At 34.7% G+C, this 22,558-nt stretch carries 15 protein-coding genes; 10 read left to right on the top strand and 5 right to left on the bottom strand.

All coding sequences use genetic code 11. From position 1 onward, the window contains the following. Both H9635_RS03380 and H9635_RS03375 read left to right on the top strand, forming a co-directional pair. The coding region (locus tag H9635_RS03380) for a hypothetical protein (RefSeq protein WP_191698728.1) at positions 1-228 on the top strand (228 nt) is incomplete at its 5' end. Between the two features lie 277 nt (positions 229-505). Next, positions 506-1,714: an ISL3 family transposase gene (locus H9635_RS03375; RefSeq protein WP_191698727.1), complete on the top strand. Its 1,209-nt coding sequence runs from the start codon at positions 506-508 to the stop codon at positions 1,712-1,714. 514 nt (positions 1,715-2,228) lie between these two features. On the opposite strand, the gene H9635_RS03370 is transcribed toward H9635_RS03375, so the two are convergent. After that, positions 2,229-3,119 (bottom strand): sulfurtransferase, encoded by an 891-nt coding sequence (locus H9635_RS03370; RefSeq protein WP_191698726.1) that lies wholly within the window; start codon positions 3,117-3,119, stop codon positions 2,229-2,231. 361 nt (positions 3,120-3,480) lie between these two features. Further along, positions 3,481-3,681 carry a hypothetical protein gene (locus H9635_RS03365; RefSeq protein WP_191698725.1) on the bottom strand — a complete coding sequence of 67 codons (201 nt, stop codon included), beginning with the start codon at positions 3,679-3,681 and terminating at the stop codon, positions 3,481-3,483. 407 nt (positions 3,682-4,088) lie between these two features. Between H9635_RS03365 and H9635_RS03360 the strand changes: the two genes are divergently transcribed. The 5 genes from H9635_RS03360 (at position 4,089) to H9635_RS03340 (ending at position 13,203) form a co-directional block, all read left to right on the top strand. Then, positions 4,089-7,388, top strand: coding sequence for a DUF6359 domain-containing protein (locus H9635_RS03360; RefSeq protein ID WP_191698724.1), 3,300 nt, complete (start codon positions 4,089-4,091; stop codon positions 7,386-7,388). Positions 7,389-7,530: 142 nt separating this feature from the next. Beyond that, positions 7,531-9,528 carry a S8 family peptidase gene (locus H9635_RS03355; RefSeq protein ID WP_191698723.1) on the top strand — a complete coding sequence of 666 codons (1,998 nt, stop codon included), beginning with the start codon at positions 7,531-7,533 and terminating at the stop codon, positions 9,526-9,528. Between the two features lie 195 nt (positions 9,529-9,723). Beyond that, positions 9,724-10,629 (top strand): helix-turn-helix domain-containing protein, encoded by a 906-nt coding sequence (locus H9635_RS03350; protein ID WP_191698722.1) that lies wholly within the window; start codon positions 9,724-9,726, stop codon positions 10,627-10,629. A gap of 169 nt (positions 10,630-10,798) precedes the next feature. After that, positions 10,799-11,644: a hypothetical protein gene (locus H9635_RS03345; RefSeq protein ID WP_191698721.1), complete on the top strand. Its 846-nt coding sequence runs from the start codon at positions 10,799-10,801 to the stop codon at positions 11,642-11,644. A 425-nt stretch (positions 11,645-12,069) separates the two neighbouring features. Then, a complete protein-coding gene (locus H9635_RS03340; RefSeq protein WP_191698720.1) occupies positions 12,070-13,203 on the top strand; it encodes a hypothetical protein in 1,134 nt (377 codons plus the stop codon). Positions 13,204-13,286: 83 nt separating this feature from the next. Here the strand turns inward: H9635_RS03340 and H9635_RS03335 are convergent, their stop codons facing one another. The 3 genes from H9635_RS03335 to H9635_RS03325 all read right to left on the bottom strand — a co-directional run bounded on the left by H9635_RS03335 (position 13,287) and on the right by H9635_RS03325 (position 16,974). After that, positions 13,287-14,765, bottom strand: a complete 1,479-nt coding sequence (locus H9635_RS03335) for an S-layer homology domain-containing protein (RefSeq protein ID WP_191698719.1) — start codon at positions 14,763-14,765, stop codon at positions 13,287-13,289. Positions 14,766-14,881: 116 nt separating this feature from the next. Continuing rightward, a complete protein-coding gene (locus H9635_RS03330; protein ID WP_191698718.1) occupies positions 14,882-16,294 on the bottom strand; it encodes an efflux RND transporter periplasmic adaptor subunit in 1,413 nt (470 codons plus the stop codon). Further along, positions 16,294-16,974: an amino acid transporter gene (locus H9635_RS03325; protein ID WP_191698717.1), complete on the bottom strand. Its 681-nt coding sequence runs from the start codon at positions 16,972-16,974 to the stop codon at positions 16,294-16,296. The genes H9635_RS03330 and H9635_RS03325 overlap by 1 nt, the downstream gene beginning before the upstream one ends. 278 nt (positions 16,975-17,252) lie before the next feature. Here H9635_RS03325 and H9635_RS03320 point away from each other — a divergent pair, with 278 nt between their 5' ends. The 3 genes from H9635_RS03320 (at position 17,253) to H9635_RS03310 (ending at position 22,540) form a co-directional block, all read left to right on the top strand. Beyond that, positions 17,253-19,076: an SH3 domain-containing protein gene (locus H9635_RS03320; RefSeq protein WP_191698716.1), complete on the top strand. Its 1,824-nt coding sequence runs from the start codon at positions 17,253-17,255 to the stop codon at positions 19,074-19,076. Between the two features lie 389 nt (positions 19,077-19,465). Further along, positions 19,466-22,174, top strand: coding sequence for an S-layer homology domain-containing protein (locus tag H9635_RS03315; RefSeq protein ID WP_191698715.1), 2,709 nt, complete (start codon positions 19,466-19,468; stop codon positions 22,172-22,174). A 117-nt stretch (positions 22,175-22,291) separates the two neighbouring features. Beyond that, a complete protein-coding gene (locus H9635_RS03310) occupies positions 22,292-22,540 on the top strand; it encodes a hypothetical protein (RefSeq protein WP_191698714.1) in 249 nt (82 codons plus the stop codon). Positions 22,541-22,558 lie beyond the last annotated feature (18 nt).

The following is a 22,558-nucleotide window of genomic DNA, read 5'->3' as shown; positions in this document are numbered from 1 at the left end:
GGTGCAGTAGGAAATAAGGAAGCACTAGATAAGGTAGATATCGCAGCGTTAACAAGTGGAAACCTGTTACAAGTAGAGTTAACAGATGGCGCGAAAAATTCTACTATTTATACAATAAACGTAACGAAAAATCTGGATAATGTTGCTACTAGAGGTGTACATTTTGCAACTACATTAAACATGAATCAAACGTTTGTTATTCAAGGTGGGATTGTAAAATTTATCTAATAGATTTCCCTTCCTTTGGTGAGCATTGAGCAAATTATTGTTAAAATACTATCATGAACAAATATAAAAAAGCTCGAAATTAGATTATAATATTTCCCTCTCTAAGTAACCTGTAGTTAAAAGGTTACTTAGAGGGGGATTCTATTTCTAAGAAAAACGGTTCTATAATATTTGTTGGGGTATTCAAACAATTTCACAATAAAAAAAGCACAAAATCACACTTTTTTATATACTTGAATTGTCGAGAAACAAGCAATAGAAAGGTGATTTGTGCTGTATGAATTTTAACATGAATATTCCAGGATTAAAAGATGTAGAAATTACAAAAATTGAAGAGTTAGAGATGGGGATGGCAATTTCGATTGAACTACCTCGTCAGGCGCATCAATGTCCAGCCTGCCAACAATGGACTACGAAAGTGCACGATTACCGGATTCAAAAAATTAAGCACCTAAAATGGTTTGAGCGAATGACCGTCATCTTTTATAAGCGTCGTCGTTATGCATGCGATTGTGGAAAGCGCTTCGCTGAAAAAGCATCCTTTATTGAGCGGTATCAACGTTTTACCAAAGAAGCGAATCAAGCGTTAAGCATTCGCGCGATTAAAGCGAAGACATTTAAAGAAGCAGCGGAGGTTACAGGTACCTCGAGCACAACCGTGATTCGTCGCTTTAAGAAAATGGCCCATAAAGAAATGGTGCATGGTGTTCAATTGCCAAAAGCGATTGCGATTGATGAATATAAAGGCGATACCGACGCAGGAAAATATCAATTGATTATTGCCAATGCCGAAACCAAAGAACCAATCGATATTTTGCCAAATCGCCGGAAAGAAACCATTAAAGATTATTTAAAGCGCTACGGAAGTGAAGTGGAAATCGTTGTGATGGATATGAGCCCTTCCTTTAAATCAGCGGTCCGTCAGTCTTTAGGAAGACCGGTCATTGTGGCAGATCGCTTTCATTATTGTCGTTCTATTTATTGGACGTTAGATTCGGTTCGTCGAGAAGTTCAAAAGGACTGGCACGAATACGACCGGAAAAAGTGTAAAAGAATGCGGCATGTGCTCTATAAACGTCCAGAAAAGCTGAAAGAAACGGATCAATTTTACTTAACCCGCTATACAGAGATGTCTCCTTTATTAAAAGTAGCGTATCAACTAAAACAAGCCTACTGTGAATGGTTTGATCAGGCCAAAAAAGAACCCGATGTATCAAAGATTAAAGAGGGACTCCTTCAGTTCTACAAACAAGTTGAAGAATCAGGAATTCCTGCATTTAAACGTGCAATTCAGACATTTAAAAATTGGCAGACAGAAATCTTGAATAGCTTTACATTTGGCTATTCCAATGGTTTTCTGGAGGGCATTAACAACAAAACAAAAGTGATGAAACGGAATGCGTATGGATTCAGACGTTTCGATCACTTTAAGGCCAAGATTTTATTAAATTTAAAGTATAAAAATATGGGTGGTCATGTGGGATGAAATCGGTTTAGAAATGATTTCACCCCAACATTTGACTTAGAACCAGAAAAACTAATTCTGAATTCAAATTAAAAGGAGTTAAATCTTACTTAAATAGTGATGATAGCCAGGTGGTAATAGTTTAAAAGTTCAACTTCAAAGTAAAAGAAGTGGAGCGATGGGTTAAAAAATATAAAACAGTGGATAAATAGAAGTGTTTAACCCCTTCTCATCAAAAGTTTGAGTAATCCATAAAAAGGAAAAAGAGTTCGCTTTAAAAGTATTAAAACAAACGTTATTACTAGGAATTTTAAATATCCAGATAGTTATAGATTTATCGAAGGTATGAAAAAACGATATAATCAGTGCTGTAAATTCTCGACTTTCGTGGCATAATAAGCGCTCCCTTAATGTTATAGTCTAAGTTTACAAGTCTTTATTTTATCCTTCAACTTAGTGTAGCCCATGATTTTATTTAATGGGGTTTTTACGGTTCAATTTCACACAAATCCATTTTACAGACTAATTGTCTCACTTACCCCGTCACCAACGGACAACTCTCATCACTAGCCCATTCATTCAAAGACCCATCATAAACAGCCACATTTTCTTGCCCCAATTTATTCAACAATAATGCATTCCATGTCGCGGCTATTCCGCCACCACAGTAAGTAATGACTTTTTTGTTTGGATCAAGTGCGCCTAACTTTTCAAAAGTTGCTTGTAATGTAGCATCATCATTAAGTAAACGAGTTTCCGGATTAGAATGAGCCCCGAAAAAGGCATGCTTGCTTCCAGGGATATGACCAGGACGCGGGTATGTCGTTGTTTCGCCACGGAAATCTGCCTCTGACAAACTATTGATTAATATTATGTTTTCATCACCTAAAGCAGCTTTTACATCTTCTTTTGTGACAATTAACTGTTCACGGCGTTCTCCAGAAAATGGTGCAGGTACATATTCTGAAATACCGGATTCTGTAGGGCGTCCGTCTAGCTTCCATTTACGGAAACCACCGTCTAGCACAGCTACATTATCGAAGCCTTCATATTTTAACTGCCAGCGTAAGCGTGCAGACCAATCGGATGCTAATATATCAACATTTACTAATGGTCCACGGTCATAGATTACTACATATGTTTCATCGGTAATTCCTAATGGTTCCACTGCTTTTAGAAATTGTTCTCGGGTTGCAATTGTAAATGGTGCCGCCCCTTCATGATTAGTGAAATCTTTCAGTAAATCAGCATAAGCAGCTCCCGGGATGTGTTCTTCTTGATAGGCTTCAAAACCAGACCATAATTCTGGGAAACCTTGGCCTTCTGGAATTTTTAAAAAAGTAGAGGCATCGATTAAGCGCAAGTTAGGATCTTTTAAACGTTCTTCTAACCAGTCGCCATCTACTAAATATGGAATAGTTCTCATTTTCTCAAGCTCCTTTTCACTACTATTTTTAGACTATCTCTGTATAAATTTTACTTTAACATAAATATCTAGTAAGTTCATCTGATATGTATGGAATGTTTAGTGCTCACTTTTTAATTAGTAATTACCCAAAAGTGGCTTTTCTAATAAAAGTAGAACATTTTCTGAATAAAGTTAACCTTTCATTAAAAGAAGTAGAAAGTATAAAAGGAAAAGTAGACTAAATCGCCAAAAATATAGAAGATTTCAAGGGGTATGTAGAAACCGCTTCTGAGCATCCGCCTCTACACAAAGAAAAGAAACCAAGGCACATACACCTTGATTCCATCTCGTTAATGTGTTGAATGTATTCAAATATAAACTAGTTCCAAGCTGTGCGTTCACTGACAGGTTGATTTTCTTCAGTAGATCTTTGCTTTTCTGCAAGAGGATTTGCTGAATCGGGATGTAATTCAGAACCAAATTCTTCATGCAGGAACTTTTGACGTAGCTGCTGATTTACTTGTAACTTATTTACAGTACGTGCCTTCTTAACAATAATTTTGTTAGAATTTTTGCTCATATTTGATACCTCAACCTTCATTAAGTTTTGAAAAAGCCAATCATGAATATGACTTCACCTTTTCACTCTATAGATTAACCGATTATAGAAATTTTATTAATTTACAATAAAATTTACATTGTCAATTTGCTCGATAAAGCTGACCGTTCAAATTACATAAATTTTTAAGCTAATAGAAGGTATTAAGTAATGCATTATTTAGAAGGATAATAGTATCAAATATATATTTTTATTATAATTCTAAAAATTCATATTAACTTACAATTTATTTAACATTTTCCTGTTAAAATATATTCGTTAACTATAGTAATTTATAAGAATAGTGTAATAAAGGAGAGGATATGTAACCTTTGTAGTAATATGAAGAGTTTTTAGCAAACTATAAAACAAGATAAGGAGCTTAAAGAATGAAAAAAACAGGATTTAATCATTTCATTTCTAAAATTGCATTATCATTTTTACTTGTTATATCGATGATTTTACCTCATCTGGCAGTTGTTAATGCGGAAACGACAGAGGCCATTGGTGTTGATGAAGCTATCAGTTTGTTTGATGCAACAGCTGTTAAGCCAAATGTTACAGTAGAGGGTTATATAGTAGGGTTTGCCAAAAGTGAAACATCTTATGTGGTAGAAGCAGAAAGCGATACGAATATTGCGATAGCACAAACACCTGGTGAAACCGATGTGGCGAAGATGCTTTATATTCAATTACCATCTTCACCTTCTACATTTAGAGCAGAATTTGGTTTAAAATCGAACCCAAGTAATTTAGGGGCTAAAATTAAATTAACTGGCTCGTTGGAAAAATACTTTGGCAACCATGCAGGTATAAAATCTTTATCTGCCATAAGTTTTGTGGGAGATAATCCAACTGAGCCTGTTGAGCCAACCGATCCTCCAGATGTAGAAATTATTTCTATTGGTGATGCACGTAAAGCTGCAATCGGGGAAGTAGTAACTGTATCAGGTATTGTGACAGCAAAGCTCGAAACAGCTACTGCCCATATTCAAGATGAAGATGGGGCAGCTATTGCAATTTACCCTGTTGATAGTCTTTCTGCTAAGGTGGGAGACCTTGTAACGGTTCAAGGCAAAGTGGCCGAGTACAGTGGATTAAAACAATTAACTAATATTAAGCTCGTAGGCACACCAATTTTATCGGCAGTACCACAGCCACATATTGTGACAAGTGCAGGCATTGCAGAAGAAAATGAATCAAAACTTGTAACGATAAAAAATGTAGCGATTACTGGATCAGGCCAAAATTTCACAGGAACAGACACGGCTGGTACATTCGCTATTTATGATAAAACAAGAAATTCAGGTTTGGTTACAGGTAAAACGTACGGTGAAATTACGGGAATCGTTGGGCAATTTACAAATCATCAGCTTCTTCCGATTCAAATTATTGAAGATACAACAAAAGTTCAGGACATTCAAGCTTCTCATATTGGGGGAGTAACAGCGGGTACGAATGTAACGCTTTCTACAATTACAGAAGGTGCAACAATTTATTACACAGTGGATGGCTCAACGCCAACTACAGCAAGTACAAAGTACACAGGTGAAATTACCGTTAATAATCCGATGACGATTAAAGCGATTGCAGTGAAAGAAGGCTTAACAAACAGTGCCATTGCAACGTTTGTTTACGAAATTATTGATATTGAGAATGCCACAATTAGTGATATTCAAGGGGCGGGTCATACATCCCCGTATCTAGGTTTTTCCGTAAATGATGTAGAAGGGGTCATAACTTTTGTTATTGATTCATCTAGCTTTATTATGCAAGAAGATGAGTCGGCTTTCGATGGCGTAAAGTCAACAGCGATTAAAGTAAATAAATCAGCACATAATGTGGCAGTTGGAGACATTGTGGAAGTTTCAGGAGATGTAATTGAAGTAGGTGGAAATACGCGTTTAAAAGATACGCAAATTTCAGCAACAATAATTACAAAAACAGGTAATACAGTAATGCCAGAACCTCTTGTAATAGGAGAGGATTTATTCCCTCCGAACAAAATTATCGACAATGATAGTTTTGCAATTTTTGATCCACAGGAAGACGGGATTGATTTCTGGGAATCAATCGAGTACATGCGTGTATCATTCCCTGACGCGAGAGTAATTGGACCAATCTACAATAATGATTCTCCGATCGTCGTACCAAGTACAACAAATAACACATTTAACGTAAATGGTGGTTTAAATATTGCTGCCGATGATTACAACCCGGAGAAAATTATGCTTGAAGGGGTAGCAGGTAAAAATTATGAATCAGGCGATCGTTTTAATGAAGAACTGATTGGATTTGTAGAAAATTTCTCGGATGGCTACCGACTGAATACGAATAAAATATTCCCGGAAGTAACAAAGGCAAATATTCAGCAAGAAGTAACACATCTCGAGCCAGTAGCAGACAAGCTGAATGTCGCAGCTTATAATATCGAGAATTTCTCGAATAATAGTGCCAATACGCCAGATGAAAAAGTAAGAAAAATTGCCTCAAGCTTTGTGCATAATATGAAGTCACCAGATATTATCACATTAGTGGAAGTACAAGATAATGATGGTCAAATTGATTCAGGCAATGCAGATGCATCGGAAAGTTATATGCGTTTAATTAACGCAATTATAGCTGCAGGTGGTCCTTCTTATGATTGGACTGACGTTACGCCAATTAACAACACAGTTGGCGGTGCACCAGGCGGCAATATCCGTGTAGGTTACTTATACAACCCAACACGTGTATCACTTGTGGAAGGTGTAAAAGGAACGGGTAATCAAGCAAACTCATGGACAGCAGATGGAAGCCTGACATTGAATCCAGGTTTTGTCGATCCATCAAAATTTGAAGATACACGTAAACCAATTGCAGCAGAATTTGAATTCCAAGAAGAACGAATTATCGTTATTGGAGCACATTTAAACTCTAAAGGTGGCGATGATTCACTTTGGGGACCAACACAGCCACCAGTTCTAGGGTCTGTACCGGAACGCCTTGAGCTTGCACAGGCAATCAATGATTTTATCAATGAAGGGCTTGCAAAAGATCCAGATTTAAATGTTGTCGTAGCAGGTGATATGAATGACTTTGAATTCACACCGGCACTTGAAACATTAAAGGGTGATATTTTAACAAATATGGTGGATAAAGCACCGGAGGAAGATCGTTTCACTTACTACTTCCAAGGGAACAATCAAGTGCTGGATCATATTTTAGTATCGAATAATCTTGCTGATAAAACAGAGATTGATTTGATTCATATTAATGCGAACTTCACAGAAGCGCAGGGTCGTGCATCTGACCATGATCCAGTATTAGTGCAAATAGACTTAAAGGCAGGAAAAGAAGAGACACCAGCACCAATCGTACCTGAAGATATCTATAGCTATCAAAACTACAAAACAGGTAAGTTAATCATGAATCGTCCAAGTATTTCTCTCACTTTAGGGAAGAATACGGATATTAAAAATGGAGTTGCAGTATTTAGTCAATATGCAGAATTCCACGGAGAAGGTTTTGCGGACAAAACAGTCACGATCAGTCCGAAAAAAGGGAAGGCAATTATTGATTTTAAAGGAACGCCAATAGGAAAAATTATTATTGAAGGAAAAAATATAAAAGAAATCCGTAATTTACCTGAAGGAGCGAACATTACGTATACAAAGGGAGCTTCAGCAGAGGATATTGAATTTAAGTAGTGGTTATCAATCTTAATAAAAGATTAAAATATTAATATAGTTCCCAGTCTCTAAAAGTTATAAAGTAGAGGCTGGGTTTTTTTGATGAATATGGTACGTTATATATAGGTAATCTATACTTATTAAGTAAGAGGTGGAAAGTATGAAGAAAGTTTTTTTAGGAATTATTATGCTTTTAGGAATGATGATATTAACACCGTTCTCTAGTGGGGAAGCTGCTTCGGACCAACAAACAAATATTATTGTAAAATATGAAAAAGAGCATGATAAGAAGTTCATTATACAACAATCGGATTCGGTCGTTAAGGAATATAGTCAGCTTCCTTTGCTGGAAATTAATATTTCTAAAGATGTATTACAAGAATTAATAAGTGATAAACATATTGTATTTTATGAAGAAAATAAATCCTTTTCTATTCAAAATCAGTTTAAAGTAGCAAACATATCATCTACTGAATTGGAACGTTGGAATTTAAAAGCGATGGATGTCCAGAATGGGTGGAATGCTGGGTTTACTGGTAAAGGGGTAAAGATAGCAATTATCGATTCTGGAGTTGCAAACCATTCAGACCTTACAGTTGTAGGAGGGGCTTCCTTTGTCGGAAATAGTTATGAGGATGATCACGGGCATGGTACTCATGTTGCGGGTATTATTGTTGGGAAGCACAATGGAATTGGTGTAGCTGGAATTGCACCAAATGCTGAAGTTTATGCTTTAAAAGCAATTGGAAAAGATGGCAAAGGCGATGTAGCCGATGTCTTAAAAGCAATTGACTGGGCAATTGAAAACAAGATGCATATCATTAATTTAAGTTTTGGTGATTTAGAATATGCAAAATCTCTTCATGAAGGAGTAAAAAAGGCGGCTGACCACGGCATTATGATTGTAGCTGCAAGCGGTAATGAAGGGAATGACAGCGGAACGGGAAATACAATTAATTACCCGGCGCGTCATGATGAAGTAATATCTGTAGCCTCGATTAATCGACAATTCAAACGTTCTTCATTTAGTGGGACAGGGAATACAAATGACTTTGCTGCCCCAGGTGAAGAGATTTACAGTACATATTTAAATGGGCAATATGCAACATATAACGGAACTTCAATGGCAACACCTCATATTACAGGGGTGCTTGCACTGTTAATGGAGCAATATCCTTATGCAACAGCGACAGAATTACGTGATGGGTTACGTTATATTGCAGAAGATTTAGGGGAAGTTGGATATGATTCATTATATGGGTATGGGCTACCGAAATTTAAAATGCCAAATAGTATGATGATGAGTGAGATGTTAAATAGTGACTTATCGGCAACATCTACGATAAGTAAAATCGAAACAATGCCTAATACAATAGAAAAGTTAGCATTAAAAAATGACTGGAATAAATCGCAACAAACAATCATTTCGCAAATCGATCAAATATTAGCGGACTTTGTTAGAACTCCTACTGAGCAGAAATATAATCAATTAATCGGCCTTTTAGAAGGAGTAGTGTCAGTTGATATAAAGCTCCACAAGCAAAAGCAACTAGACGCTACTATTGCTAGATTATTTGAGCCGGCTACTAATGCTGTAAATGTATTTAACAGAAATAAAACAAATTATAATTATAAAAAAGCGGAGACCGAATTAAAAAAGTTGCCTTCGCTAAAGCCGAAGCAGGAGCTTGAAGCGGCATTAAATGAGGGGTTGCAACAGTTTGCCAAAAAAGCGATTGATGGCTTAGCACAATATGAAAAGCAACCAACCAAAAAACATTATGATTATGCTCTATTTTCAATTAATAGCTTACCGGATTCGTCTGTCAAATCTGAGCTAATGGAAAAAATGAAGAAGCAAGTACAAACTGCAGTAAAGCAAGCAACAGCTAAAATTTCTGCATATGAGAAAAAACAGACATTGAAAAATTATATAAATGCTGAAAATTCCATAAAAGCTGTATTTGATGATAAGGAACGTTCAAAGCTCGAATTGAAAATTAAAAAAACCGTAAATAATAATATGGCAAAAGCAAAAACACGTGTCGCAAATTATGAGAAGAAAAAATCAGAGACAAATCGTAATTTAGCAATGAAAATAGTACGTGAGTTGCCGAATGGTAAAGAAAAAGAACAATTATTGAAACGGTTAAAATAGTGATTTAAAAGACTAGAATTTAATTCAGAAAACCAGTATCTTCCTAGAAATTCAGGAAAAGAAACTGGTTTTTTCTATTTCCTAAATGTTTATCCTTTAATACCATATATTTGCAATTATATTATATTGTAGTATTTAATTTTATGGTATAATTATTGTAAATAATTGTTAGACAAGAGGTGTAAAGGGATGGAAATGAATAATATTGGTGAGACAATCAAGCGATTAAGACTAGCCAAAAAAATACCTTCTCAATCGCTTTATACGGACCTTTTATCTCGCCAAGCTCGCAGCAATTTTGAGAAAGGTGAGAGTGATACAACGGTAAGCAAGTTTTTCATCTTATTGGATCGTTTAAATATTTCACTAGACGAGTTTTATGTTCTTCATACACAAAAAGAAAGTGTTGAATTTCATTTGTTTACCGATATCGCTTCTGTATATTACAAAAAAGATATCGAAGGATTAATATTGTTAATAAATAAATTAAGCGAAGAGTATAAGAGAACAAATAATATTAAGTATTACCATTATAAAATTATGGTAGAAAATATGCTGCGTATACTAAAAAACGAATCACCATCCGAAGATTTCGAACAATTAAGTAATTATTTAATGAATTGTGATTCATGGGGTTATTATGAAATTATGTTATTTTCCAATTCAATTAATTACTTCTCACAAGATTTGATTGATATTGTGTTTAAGCGTAGTAAAGACATAATAACAAACTTCCGTATATTAAGAAGATACCGGAATGAATACGCAATGCTTCTTTTAAATATTATTAATAAAAATATACTAGAATCGAATTTCCCAGTGGCTGTAAAATATTATAAAGAGTATGAGGAAATGGAGGAAGTGTTGCAAAATGATATGTACTTTCAAACGATGCGGATATATTTCCGTGAAGTTCTTGAAATAGTTACAAATAAAAAGCGAGCTACAGAAGATTTAGAAAAGGTTATAACATATTTAGGATATTTCAATATGAGTAATAAACAAAAGCAGTGTATTGCACTTTTAGAAAAATTAAATTTTCAAGTTGAAAAGAAGACGAATAAAAACTTAGAGATTGCCTTTCAGATAACAAAAAAATAATTCTTGAAAAGTAGAATTTCTATCCATTAACAATGGTGAGAAATTCTACTTTTTTTATTTAAATAATAAAAAAGTCTATTATAGTGGACATTTAATTTAAATAGGTAAATAGATGCTAAAATAATGCAATGGCGCAAAGTGAATACTAGAAATATAGGGGAGGATTGTTATGGGTTTACATATAAAATCGTTGATTCAAGAATATTCAAGAACAGAAATAACAACATTATGGATGCATCATCGAATAGAAGATAAATACTATAATGTCTTCTCTATTGTAGAACTTTGTCCATTTGAACAGCAATACTCACTTCCAATTGAATCAATGAGAAAAAATGGGGAAAGTGTACCCTTTGTATATTTTAAACTTGATCAACATCGAACACTTTATATGAGTAGAGAGTTTAAAAATAACCCGGAAGATGGGTTGACCTATTTTCTTAATCCTAAAATTTCGCAAAGATCTCCAAGTAATTCACAAGATAATTTAACAATAGATTCAATTGAAAAAATAAGTCCTATTTTAACAAAAGTAACAAAATATCCAAGCACGCATTTGGAATATATATTACCGAAAAGATCTGTTGCATTTCGGGTATGGGCAACTCTTGATGACAAACAAATAATATCAAGTCAATTAAATGCGCAAGACATTTTTAAGGTAGATACTTTGACTGAAAAATACCTCGGTTTTAATTTGTCTATTTATAAAGAATACTTTGGTGCAATGCTAATGGCACTTCCAAACCCCTACTTAAGGATGATAAAAATAATAGGAATTCCAAAAGAAGCATCAGTTATTCTCTCATTTTACGAAAGAATGGGAAAAACAATTATTGACGGGGAAATTGAAATTACGGATATTCGCATTTCTGGTCAAGGCTTTCGAATAAAAAGAGTGATTCTAGAAAATAAGATGCATATTAAATTACCATACATAGTAAAAGAAGTTAATGTGAAATTATTTGATACGTATAAGCAGTTAATTTATGAGGACAAAATAATATTGTGGTAAAAATTAAATTAAAAGTAAATCGAATGATTCATTAACGTAAGTTTGGGATGACAAAATACCGCCTCGTGATAGCGCAAGCGGCTTAATTAGGTATTTTTTACTACACTTTATAACGAGGGCAAAATTTGGGGATTGGTGGGCCTCGCAAACGGCAATAAAGGCAGTGATAAAGACATGTATCACGTGGCTTTAGCGCTGTCTTACCGTAGCCCACCAATCAAGTGAAAATTTATTGGAAAAGCAACTCCGTTTTATGGTGATGAGTCAAATAAATAGATTATTTATGCTTGGAGGATTTATATGATTTCAGAAGACTGGCAATTCCATAACAGTAATAATCAACGGGATAGATACAAAAAAAGAGTGAGAGAAGTAAATATCTGATGAATTATCCAGTTGAGTTCTGGTCGAAGTTATCAGCGTCAATGGCTTTACGTGTTTTAAATTCTTTAGGACTGGAAGTTGAAACATACTCTGACCTTAAATCAAATGAATCAGTACAATTAAGAAATCAATTTGAGGATTTGAAAGAGGGTTTAATCATTCTTTTCGAGTATTCCCGACTTAATCATCGTGAAAAAAGTAAAGAAGAAATAAAATTGCTCGCAACATTATTAATAAATGAATATTTTGAAACTAACGAAGAAATAAATATTCAGCAATTTTTAAAAGAGTTGTCGGTTATAAATAATGAATTACTCACTGAAATTGTACAAATTATACTTAGTAGTATTCAAATAGAAACTCTTCCTCTACAGAAAAAAAATTTAGATATAAGGAAGGCCTGTATAGAGCATCTATCAACCCATTTGAATGATTCTATTGAGTTTTTTATTAGTAAACAAACACACACTTCTCTTTTAGTCGGAATGCTACTGCACTTTGAGGTACCTGATTCGAAAAATAGCAAGAAGCTTTGGGAAGCATATTTAACCATGATCGAGAACGATGAACTCTTTTGGTCTTATAATCTTCAAAAGGATTTAGATGATTATCAATTTTTATGGCTTTCAGCAGGAATATTAGCACAACACGATATACCATTGGAAAGTTTGAAACTTGCAGTAAATCGGATAAATCATATTTCAGAGGGGTGGGGTATACCAAAGAATGCAACTTATAAAAAGGATAAGCAAATAATTCACTTATATATGGTTGGGGCTATGGCTTCTGAATGGTTAGTAGCTAAGGAAAGAAATAATGACGCTGTTCAACTTTATAATTATATTTTTCATAAAACAACCAATTACTTGAGAAGCTCAATTCCACATGAAACGGATATTATTAACTCATTAATAATTGAACTATGGTCAAGATTACCTCAAATAAAACCAGCTGATTCTCTTGATATAGCTCTTTATACGATTCCTTTATATGATGAATATAAACATATTCTCTTAGCATTAACTGAATTGTATTATCACTCTAACAACAAAATCGATATAAAATTACTAATGCGTGAAATACATGAAGAGCTTTTTCCATTAGAGAAAATAATGTATGCGCATGATGAAAATCTATTAAAGTGGTATGAACAATTTGACTGGTGGATGGACTAATTCCTTAGTTAATGAATCAGCACTTGAACAATGAAAACACATTTCGCTTTCGTGAGGCGAAATGTGTTTTCATTACTTATTATCTAATAAAAATTAATCGTAAAGTAAGGTGCCTTCTTACTACTATACTCCAAGCCTACAATCGCATTGTTGAAACGAGATTGTAACAGGTTGTCACGATGTCCTTTACTGTTCATAAAGCCTTCATGTGCATAAATTACATTATAGTGGCCATATGAAATATTTTCGCCCCATGTTCTAAGCTCAGCTTTACTCATCCCACCGCTAAGCATGCGGTCATAAGGAGAGGCCCCTGAAAGACTCGTATGGGAGAAATAATTGTTATCAATCATATCCTTACTATGTTTTCGGGCAATGGCGGCCCATTGCGGTGAATGGGTTAATGGCTGAACGCCTTCAGCAGCACGTGCTTGGTTCATGAGCTCGACCATTAGTTGCTCGGAATGCTTTTGCGTATCGGAAATATTTCCGTAGAAGCCATCCTTTTTCACTTCATAATCTTTGTGTACATATAAAATCGAACGGATTACATTCTTTTTATGCAAATCATAGAAAAATGTCACATAATAATCATCAATCAAATAGAAATTGTATTCATTGGACGATGCGGTATTATAATTAACGTTTCCGCGAAGTACTGATGCATTTTTTGTTCCGTATTTTGCCTTTACTTGCGTTGCAGTAGCGGTTCCTATTTTTAAATCCTGAGCACCGAAGAAGCTTTTTCCTTCTTTCGTCATATATCGTGCGACAATTTTATTGTTATCAACGCCCTCTAGCTCGAAATCTATATTTTTGCCAGTCTGTTTCCAGGCAAAGTCATATTCACTATTGTAAGTTGTTGTGGCTGTATCAGGTTTTTCGGCAGCTGGTGGGGGAGGGGTGTTTCCACCTACTTGTCCAGTATTTTTATAGTTTAGTGTACGATATAAAAAAGTAGCCATTTGCGCACTCGTTACATTATTGTTCGGTAAAAAACGATTCGATTCATTACCTGTTGTAATACCGAGACTTGCCAAAATATTGACATAGTCGTAATACCAGCTAGATTTTGAAACATCTCTAAAACTATAAGTATCTTTTCCTTTTAGTTTAAAGCTTTCTACTAAAATTTTTGATAGATGTGAACGTTTTACTGCCTGATCGGGATTGAAGTTGCCGTATTCATCGCCGTCAAAAATACCTGCTTCATATGCCCAAATAATTTCTTTAGAGAAAGTGGTTGAATTTATTAAATCCTTTAATTGATTATTATAAGAGCGTATTTTCGGAATAGCTAAATTTGAATCATTTGATAATATTGTATGAAGAATTTTCGATGCTTCTGCTCGTGAAACCGGGCGGCTAAAGTTAAACTGATTGCCGGATTTATAGTCATAAACGTTAAGGTTATTTAAATATTGAATAGCTTCTGTGTGGGAATTTCGGCTATTTTCTACATCATAAAATGTCTTTTTGGCAGAAGCGTCATCGCTGGCTATGAATAATGCAGAAGCGAAGAAAGTAGCGGCCAGGAAAGTTTTTGTCATTCTTTTTGTCATTCGTTTCTACTCCTTTTTATTTCTATTTATTTTCGTGAGTGGTTATGTTTACAAAAAAGAGCGGGAGTCATTATTTATTTCTGACTTTACCCGCTTGCTTTATTCTCAAACACTCGCTATTTTATTAAATACCATAACGTTTCTCTCCACGTGACATCTACATAGTCCCAGTCAAATTTCTGCAATGGATATGGTCTGAATGTCGGAGCAAACAGGTTTTTTTCATCTCCGTCTATAAAAATCTGATTTGAAGCAATAGGTGCTGTGAAGACGGCTGTATCTTCCAAATCGTGATTAGTAGGCTCATCTTCTTTTTCGTCTGGATCTTTTAGTTGAACAGTTTGAATACGCGGTTCAGCAGGTATCTTAGTCTCTTCAGAGTTTTCCTCAACCGATTCTTCATACATAAAATCCTTTTGCTTGATTTCTGCTTTATGCTTAAATATGACATCGACAGGCTCAAGCTTCGTTCTTCCATCGTCCCCAACTGCATAGATCAGATTTTCTGTATTGTCCCCCTTATATCGGACAAGCCAATGATCTCGTACTTGGAAACTATCATTAGCTTCTATTGTTGTAATTTTTGCTGTAGCTAGAGTACCTATAGGCTTTTCTAATAACAAATCAGTAGGTTCAATACTAACTTCATAGACCGTCTCATCACGATTGATCTTTTTCTTTTTGATCATTTCGTCAAATGCTATTGAATTCCGTGCTGGGATTTGCTGCTTTTCCAATATATGACCTTCAACGTTAGTCTCTTCCTTACCATCAAAAGAAATTGTAGCAGATTGTCCAATTTCGATTTCCTGCCAGTCTTTATATGTTACATAGGCCACAACTTTCTTTTCTTGTGACTGAATTTTAAAGGTTATAGAATCGCCCTCGAGTACAATTTCTTTTACAACACCGTCAACTGGAGAGGTAAGAGAGTTATTACTGCTTAATTGGGAAATCATACTATCTAATATACTAAGCTGGCGCTCGGTTTCTGCAATGGAGCGCTGAATAACTGCGATGCCTTCTGCAGTTGGTGTATTCTGCTCGATTCCAAGCTCTAGTGTTAAATTAATATTCCAGTTTTCATTATCACCAAGTGTTGTTGAATCTGTAGCTGTACTTGGTGTAGAACTACCGCTTTCATACTGTAAATCGGAAACAATTCTCTCTAATTCAGCTAATTCATTTGCATAAGCTTCCCGGTCAGTTTGAAGTCGCGCTACTTCACGTTCGGCTTCTTCGGGCTTATAAATCGCGAGTTCACTCAGTGCACTAATGCTTTGCCCTTCTGATACTAGCACTTCGCTAATAGACTGGACAGGTGCTGCGATGAAATGTTCATATTTAGATGATACTACTGCCTCGGTTTCAAAAACTTTTTCATGATTTTCCGCTACGGCAAATTGCACATTATTAATATAGTATTTCTTTAAAATAATATCGTTGTCCTTTAATAGTAAATAGCCATTGATCGATACAATGAACAGGGCGAGTATACTAAAGAATTTTACTTTTTTTGTAATAAGCATTACAGACCAAGCCACCCTTCAATCCAAGTTAAAACAGGAAGAATGCTATATAACGCAACAAACAATGCAAATATAACTTGAATCAATATTAATTTTATAACCAATGCTTTTGGACGCTCAACCCAATTCGATAAAAATATGTATTGTATCCATACTGTAATGATTGTTGCGATTGTTAATTGGTTTAGGAAAAACAATAAATATTCTTGATAATACACGTATGCCATAGCCGGAGCTAATGAGAACAATGTGAATGGAGTGGAAAAACCTGCAACTGCAAAAATGATGATTGTCAGAGCTTTCTCAAGTACAATGAAAAATAACGTATAAAGTTGTACCTTTTGAATCCAACGAAAAGGAATTTTCGTAAGTAAGTAAATCACGTATGTAATGACATAATAATGGAAAACAAAAAATAAAACGCCTGCTAAAATGGCCCCAAATAAAGACATCATGCGGGCAAAACTATATAAATGACCTTCACCATTTACAAGTAGAGCGGTTACATCCGCAGTGTTCATCCCCCAAAAGTTACGTACAATAAAGAAAAGTAACGTAAAGCCAAAAATTACCCAAACACTTGTTAAATACCCTTTAAGTTTATGATCTTCGCTGCTTTCCAGGTTATGTATTAGTTGTGAGGGGTGAGAAAGCTGCTGCCAAAATTTGAACTCGTACATAAATTCACCTCAATAATTTTAATAACATATGATAAGTACCCTAAGTTAAAGGAAATAACACATTTATTTACAGTCCCTAGAGGGCTAAATCCATTATAAGACTTTCTAGTTAAGAAAATGAATTAATATGTATATACAAAATTATACCTGTAGGCAATTATCACTGCCGATTTATAAATAAACATAAATTATCCACATTTAGTAACCCTATTTTTGTTAAAATTACTTCGTAAGGATATTAAAGGAATGAGTGGTAAATTTTAATGAAAAAAAGCTTTATGCTATTTATTATAGTTTTATTCAGTGGGATTGGGTTTGCAGGCGATGTAGGTGCAGAGGAAGTGAAGTTTGCCATTATTTCTGCTGAGCAAGGGACCAACATGACAGCTACAGCAAATCCGGATGGTATGAAGGTAGCGGTATTGAAACAGGGCGGTCGAGTGAAGCTAATACGTCAGGAGGATAGTTGGGCGAAAGTTGAATATAATGGTCGGATTGGCTGGGTGCGGAATGAAGCCATAACGCCATTTGCAGAAGACTTACTTTCCATTTACTCGATATATTATAAATTGCTTGAGGGGACAGAGAATCTCGTTTATGCATTAGTGAATGATTTTACACAAGATGGTATAGAAGATTTATATATCATTGTTGATGCGGATCCTTCAAAAGGACAATATATTGAAAAGATATACAGTGGCAATTCAGTCATATATCAAAAAAACTTAAAACATGGTTTAACCGTATTGAAAGATACGACAGATTATTATTTATTTCATCATGCACAGACAAACTCCGAAAAGAAACTTAAATTATCGGAATTAAATGATCAGGCAAAAACGGATTATTATGAAGCTAGTGAAGGGGAAAGTTCATACGAAATAGTTGCTAATACATATATGCATACTTATTTTGTCGTGCAATCAAGCAATGGAAAACTTTCAGAGCTTACCTTTACACATGAACAGGTAACCTCAAAAGATTTCTATGGCGGAGAAAAAAAGAATGAATATGATGAAACGGTCTATTTAGAAAAATTCCACTTATCAAATGGTGTTAAAACAGTGGAAGTTTCAGAAAAAGAGTATAAGGAATTTTTTGCGAAGTACGAAAAGGCTAAGGGTACAAAAATAATCTACAGTGATGATTATAATTCAGCATCGCTTTCGGATAAATATACGTTTGATTTAAACCGGGCAAAAAATGAATTGCTGAATTTAGCATCTAATGCGACTTCATTGAAGAAGACCGAAATGCTATCCGGAGAAATAGAAACGCTGAAATTAAAGCTTGCCCAATCAGTATTCCTAGAAATGCCTTATGAAAAGGCTGTTTCGCGCAATGCATATACAATGATAAAAAATGTAGAAGAAGGAATGAAATATGGTTTGCCAGGTTATGGAGCTAGCCAATTCACTAAAGGTAACGTGGACTCTCTACAGCCAAATATACAATATATTGATCGGTCACTAATCGAAAATATTATTGGGGATTTTTATGGAGCAACTATTAATACCGATGAATTTAATGCATTGGCTTTGGATAAGGATAGATTTCTCAATGAAAAGGTGTACCAGTTTCCTGTAGAGGGGGATGAGGGACCATCTGACACATATGTTTACCGACAGTTATTAAGTGTAGATCAGTTCGAAAATGCATATGATGTACTTGGATTTGCTGATTATCAAATGCCTATTGATGTAACCGTAACAGAATCAAACGAACAAATGTTAATTGCAGGTGAACAATTGCAGGAAGGTTATGTCGTGTTCAAGCGCCTTCCATTTAAATCCGGAATGGAATGGGTATATATTGATACTATTTCAAATCTTGATTTAATCGATACTAAAAAGTATCAAGTTTATGAAAATACATTACCGCTATTGCAAAGCTTAATCGCTGAGCAGCAAAATGCAGGGGAAGTTGAGGTAGATCAAACTGAAGAACCGCTCATTGCATCAGCAGCTACTAAGGGAGTAAATGCGGAGATGACTAAGGAAGAAAACGCTGTATCATGGAGTATGATTCTAATTGTATTAGCATTAGTATTAAGCGTATTTGGTGGGGCATATTTATTTTACAAAAGAAAAATTAAAAGTTAATGGTTTGTTTTATGGTGAAGCGGTCTCTTACATAGAGGCGGCTTTTTCGCTTTTTAATAGGAAACATATATACCAGTTTTACCAATTAAATACTTTATAAAGTCAAAAAAATGTCAATAATATAATGTGGAACGAAATTTTAAAGGGATAGATATTATATTATAAAACTAATTATTCCCATGTAAAATAATTATTGGTAAATAATAATACTAGAAAGTTCAGATAATTAAACATTGAATTTAACAGTGTTTGTAAGGTTTTGTTGATATTTAACAAAATAGCATTGACATTAAATTTTCTTACTAATATACTTAAAAATGTTATCGTAATATACGAGACACAAAGTAAGTAAATGATAAAAATTTGTTTTTATTGGAGGAAATCATTCTATGGCTAACCAACCAAAGAAATATACTAAATTCGTAGCAGCTGCTGCTACAGCTACTCTAGTAGCATCTGCAATCGTTCCTGTAGCTTCTGCTGCATCATTCAAGGACGTTGCTGAAACTAACTCACACGCTGTAAACATTGAAGCATTAGTTGAAGCGGGTATCATTAAAGGATTTGAAGATGGTACATTCAAGCCTGGTCAAGAATTAACTCGTGGCCAAGTTGTTAAAATGTTAGGTAAATGGGTAGAAAAACAAGGTTTTGAAATCCCAGCTGACTTCGCAACTAAAGCTCGTTTCACTGACGTAGCTGTAGATGCTAAAGACCAAGAATTAGTAAAGTATGCTGCATTAGTAGCTGACACTGGCGTATTCAACGGTTCTAACGGTGCATTAAATGCAGGTGGCAAAATCACTCGTGAAAATATGGCTCTAGTTTTAGACCGCGCTTTCAAAGCAATCAACGAAACTTCTTTAGTAGAATTAGCTACTAAAATCGAAGACGTTAAAGTTGCTGACTTAGCTACTGCTAAAGCAGAAGCTCGTGAAGCTATCCAATCATTACGTGACTTAGGTATTTCTGTAGTTGAAAACTTCAACCCTAAAAATACAGTAACTCGTGGCCAATTCGCATCATTCTTAAACAAAACAATCAACACTTCTGTTGAGTTAACTGTTAAAGAAGCAGTAGCAGTAGATGCTAAAACTTTAAACGTTACTTTATCTGATGATTCTACTCATGTAGTTGCATTAGAAAAAGCTTTAGAAGCTAACGAAGCAACTAAAGTAACTTTCACAATCGACGGTAAAGAATATACTGCTACAGTAACTTTCAAAGTTGAAGCTCCAAAAGTAATGTCAGTTAACATCGTTGACGGCGTAACTGTTGAAGTTAAATTCAGCGAAGCAGTATTAAAATCTGATATTAACAACAAAGTATCTATCCAAGGTACAACTTTAGATACAGCTAATTTATCTGAAGACGGTAAAACATTAACATTAACTTCTCAATCAGCAATTAATGTTAAAGATGCTGCTGTAGTAGTAGAACCTATCCGTACTGCTAAAGATCGTTTAGTAAAAACTGCTAAATACGTATCTGTAGTAACTTACAAAGATGAAGTAGCTCCATCAATCGTTTCAGTTAAAGCTGTAACAAAAGGTAAAGCTACAGAAACTGTAGTAGTAACTTTATCTGAAAAAGCTTCAATCGGTGCTGCGAAAATCAATGGTACTGATGTAGCTTCTAACAAAATTACTGTTGAAGGCAAAACTGTTACTTTAGAAGGCGTTACAGTTGAAGCTGGTAAATCTCACACTGTTGAATTATTCAATGTAGTAGATACTGCTGGTAACAAATCAGTTAAAGCTTCAAAAGCATTTGAAGTAACTGTAGATACTGTAGCTCCAACAGCAACAATCGAAGCTGCTGGCGACAACGCTATTTTAGTAACTTTCGACAAAGCAATGAACGTTGATTCTGTAAAAGCTGCATTAGTTAACGGTATTGTTAAAGACGAATTATTAGGTGCTGTAACAAGTGATACTGCAACAGTTGTAGAAAAATCTGACAACAAACAATTCTTAGTAGAATTAGACGACAACACAATCTTTGCTAACAAAGATTCACGTACTTTCACTGTAGTATTAGGCGGTACAATGACTGATGCTTTAGGTAACAAATTTGCTGCTACTACAAAATCTGTTACATTAACAAAAGACGCTGTTAAACCAGTAGCAACTGGCTATGACATCATTGTTGATGAAGATGGTAAAGTAGAAGAAATCGTTGTAGAATTCAACGAAGCATTAGCTGCTAAATCTGGTATTAACTTCGGTACAATTGCAACTGTTGTTAACGCTGAAGGTAAAGTAGATTCTACATTAAACTCTTTAACTGGTTCAGTTGAAAAAGGTTCTAAGAAAGTATCATTCAAATTTGCTACTCCAGTATTAGTTGAAGGTAAACTAGCTGTAACATTCAACAAAGACTTAGTAACTGATTTAGCTTTAGCTGCTAACAAATCAGATGCATTCAACATGACATTTGACTTTGGTACTGCTAAAACTTCAACTGAATTTGTAATGGCTGCAGGCTCATTCGATACAACTTCTGCTGACACAATTAAAGTTACTTTCCCAGAAGCAGTAAAAGGTGGCGCAGTAGCAGGTTCTGCAACTGATTTAGCTAACTACACATTAGATGGTAAAGCATTAACTGGTGCTACAATTACAATTTCTGACAACAACCGTGTAGCGACAATCACATTAGCTGAAGGTACAATTACTGCTGATAACAACACAGCTGTAATGAAAGTATCAAACGTTCAAAACTTAGCTGGCACTAAAACAGTTAAAGCTTATGAGCAAACAATTGCTGTACAAGATACAAAAGCTCCAGAATTAACTTCTGCAGTAATCGTAGATAACCAAACAATCGAATTAACATATAATGAAGCTGTTCAATTCGGCGGTACATTCGCTTCTGACTTCTCATTAATCGTTGATGGTCAAGCTTCTCGTACTACATTAGCAAATGCAACTCCAGTAGCTGGTAAAGAAAACACAATCCGTGTAACTTTATCTGATGCAATTAACTTCTCATTAGTAGATACTGTAGCTGTAAAAGTTATCGGTAACGCATCTGTTACAGATAAAGGCGCACGCGCTAACGCTCAAAAATTAAATATCGAAGTAAAAGCTAAGTAATATTAGCAGTTTCGATTTTCGGCTTCCTCTATTTTTAATAGAGGGAGCTTTTTTTTTGTGAGAAAATTTGTAAAATATAGTATAATTCTATACAATATTTACTATGGAGGGATTAGTATGCATTTTTTTAGTCAATTGAAAATAAATGGGCTCTTACTGGAAGTTCAAGGTTATTTTCAATCAAAAATGAATGTTCTAGAAATTCATTGTAAAGAAGTAATATCACTCTTTAAAAATTGGAAATATGAAGAAGTAGTTGTCGTAGAGTTTGCTTTAATCGATAAAGATCAAACAGTTTATTTGGATAATTCAAATCTAGTAATATCTGAAGTTAGTCATAATCAAATAAAGTTATTACATATATAAAACTATAAACTTATAAAA

This window comes from Solibacillus faecavium, from assembly GCF_014836905.1.
GTDB lineage: Bacteria > Bacillota > Bacilli > Bacillales_A > Planococcaceae > Solibacillus > Solibacillus faecavium.
This window is presented reverse-complemented; position numbering and strand designations above follow the sequence as displayed.

Coding starts and splice junctions, on each gene's coding strand:
- H9635_RS03315 (WP_191698715.1), top strand. CDS start 19,466: ATGGCTAACCAACCAAAGAAATATACTAAATTCGTAGCAGCTGCTGCT.
- H9635_RS03365 (WP_191698725.1), bottom strand. CDS start 3,681: ATGAGCAAAAATTCTAACAAAATTATTGTTAAGAAGGCACGTACTGTA.
- H9635_RS03375 (WP_191698727.1), top strand. CDS start 506: ATGAATTTTAACATGAATATTCCAGGATTAAAAGATGTAGAAATTACA.
- H9635_RS03335 (WP_191698719.1), bottom strand. CDS start 14,765: ATGACAAAAAGAATGACAAAAACTTTCCTGGCCGCTACTTTCTTCGCT.
- H9635_RS03325 (WP_191698717.1), bottom strand. CDS start 16,974: ATGTACGAGTTCAAATTTTGGCAGCAGCTTTCTCACCCCTCACAACTA.
- H9635_RS03330 (WP_191698718.1), bottom strand. CDS start 16,294: ATGCTTATTACAAAAAAAGTAAAATTCTTTAGTATACTCGCCCTGTTC.
- H9635_RS03355 (WP_191698723.1), top strand. CDS start 7,531: ATGAAGAAAGTTTTTTTAGGAATTATTATGCTTTTAGGAATGATGATA.
- H9635_RS03320 (WP_191698716.1), top strand. CDS start 17,253: ATGCTATTTATTATAGTTTTATTCAGTGGGATTGGGTTTGCAGGCGAT.
- H9635_RS03340 (WP_191698720.1), top strand. CDS start 12,070: ATGGCTTTACGTGTTTTAAATTCTTTAGGACTGGAAGTTGAAACATAC.
- H9635_RS03360 (WP_191698724.1), top strand. CDS start 4,089: ATGAAAAAAACAGGATTTAATCATTTCATTTCTAAAATTGCATTATCA.
- H9635_RS03310 (WP_191698714.1), top strand. CDS start 22,292: ATGCATTTTTTTAGTCAATTGAAAATAAATGGGCTCTTACTGGAAGTT.
- H9635_RS03370 (WP_191698726.1), bottom strand. CDS start 3,119: ATGAGAACTATTCCATATTTAGTAGATGGCGACTGGTTAGAAGAACGT.
- H9635_RS03350 (WP_191698722.1), top strand. CDS start 9,724: ATGAATAATATTGGTGAGACAATCAAGCGATTAAGACTAGCCAAAAAA.
- H9635_RS03345 (WP_191698721.1), top strand. CDS start 10,799: ATGGGTTTACATATAAAATCGTTGATTCAAGAATATTCAAGAACAGAA.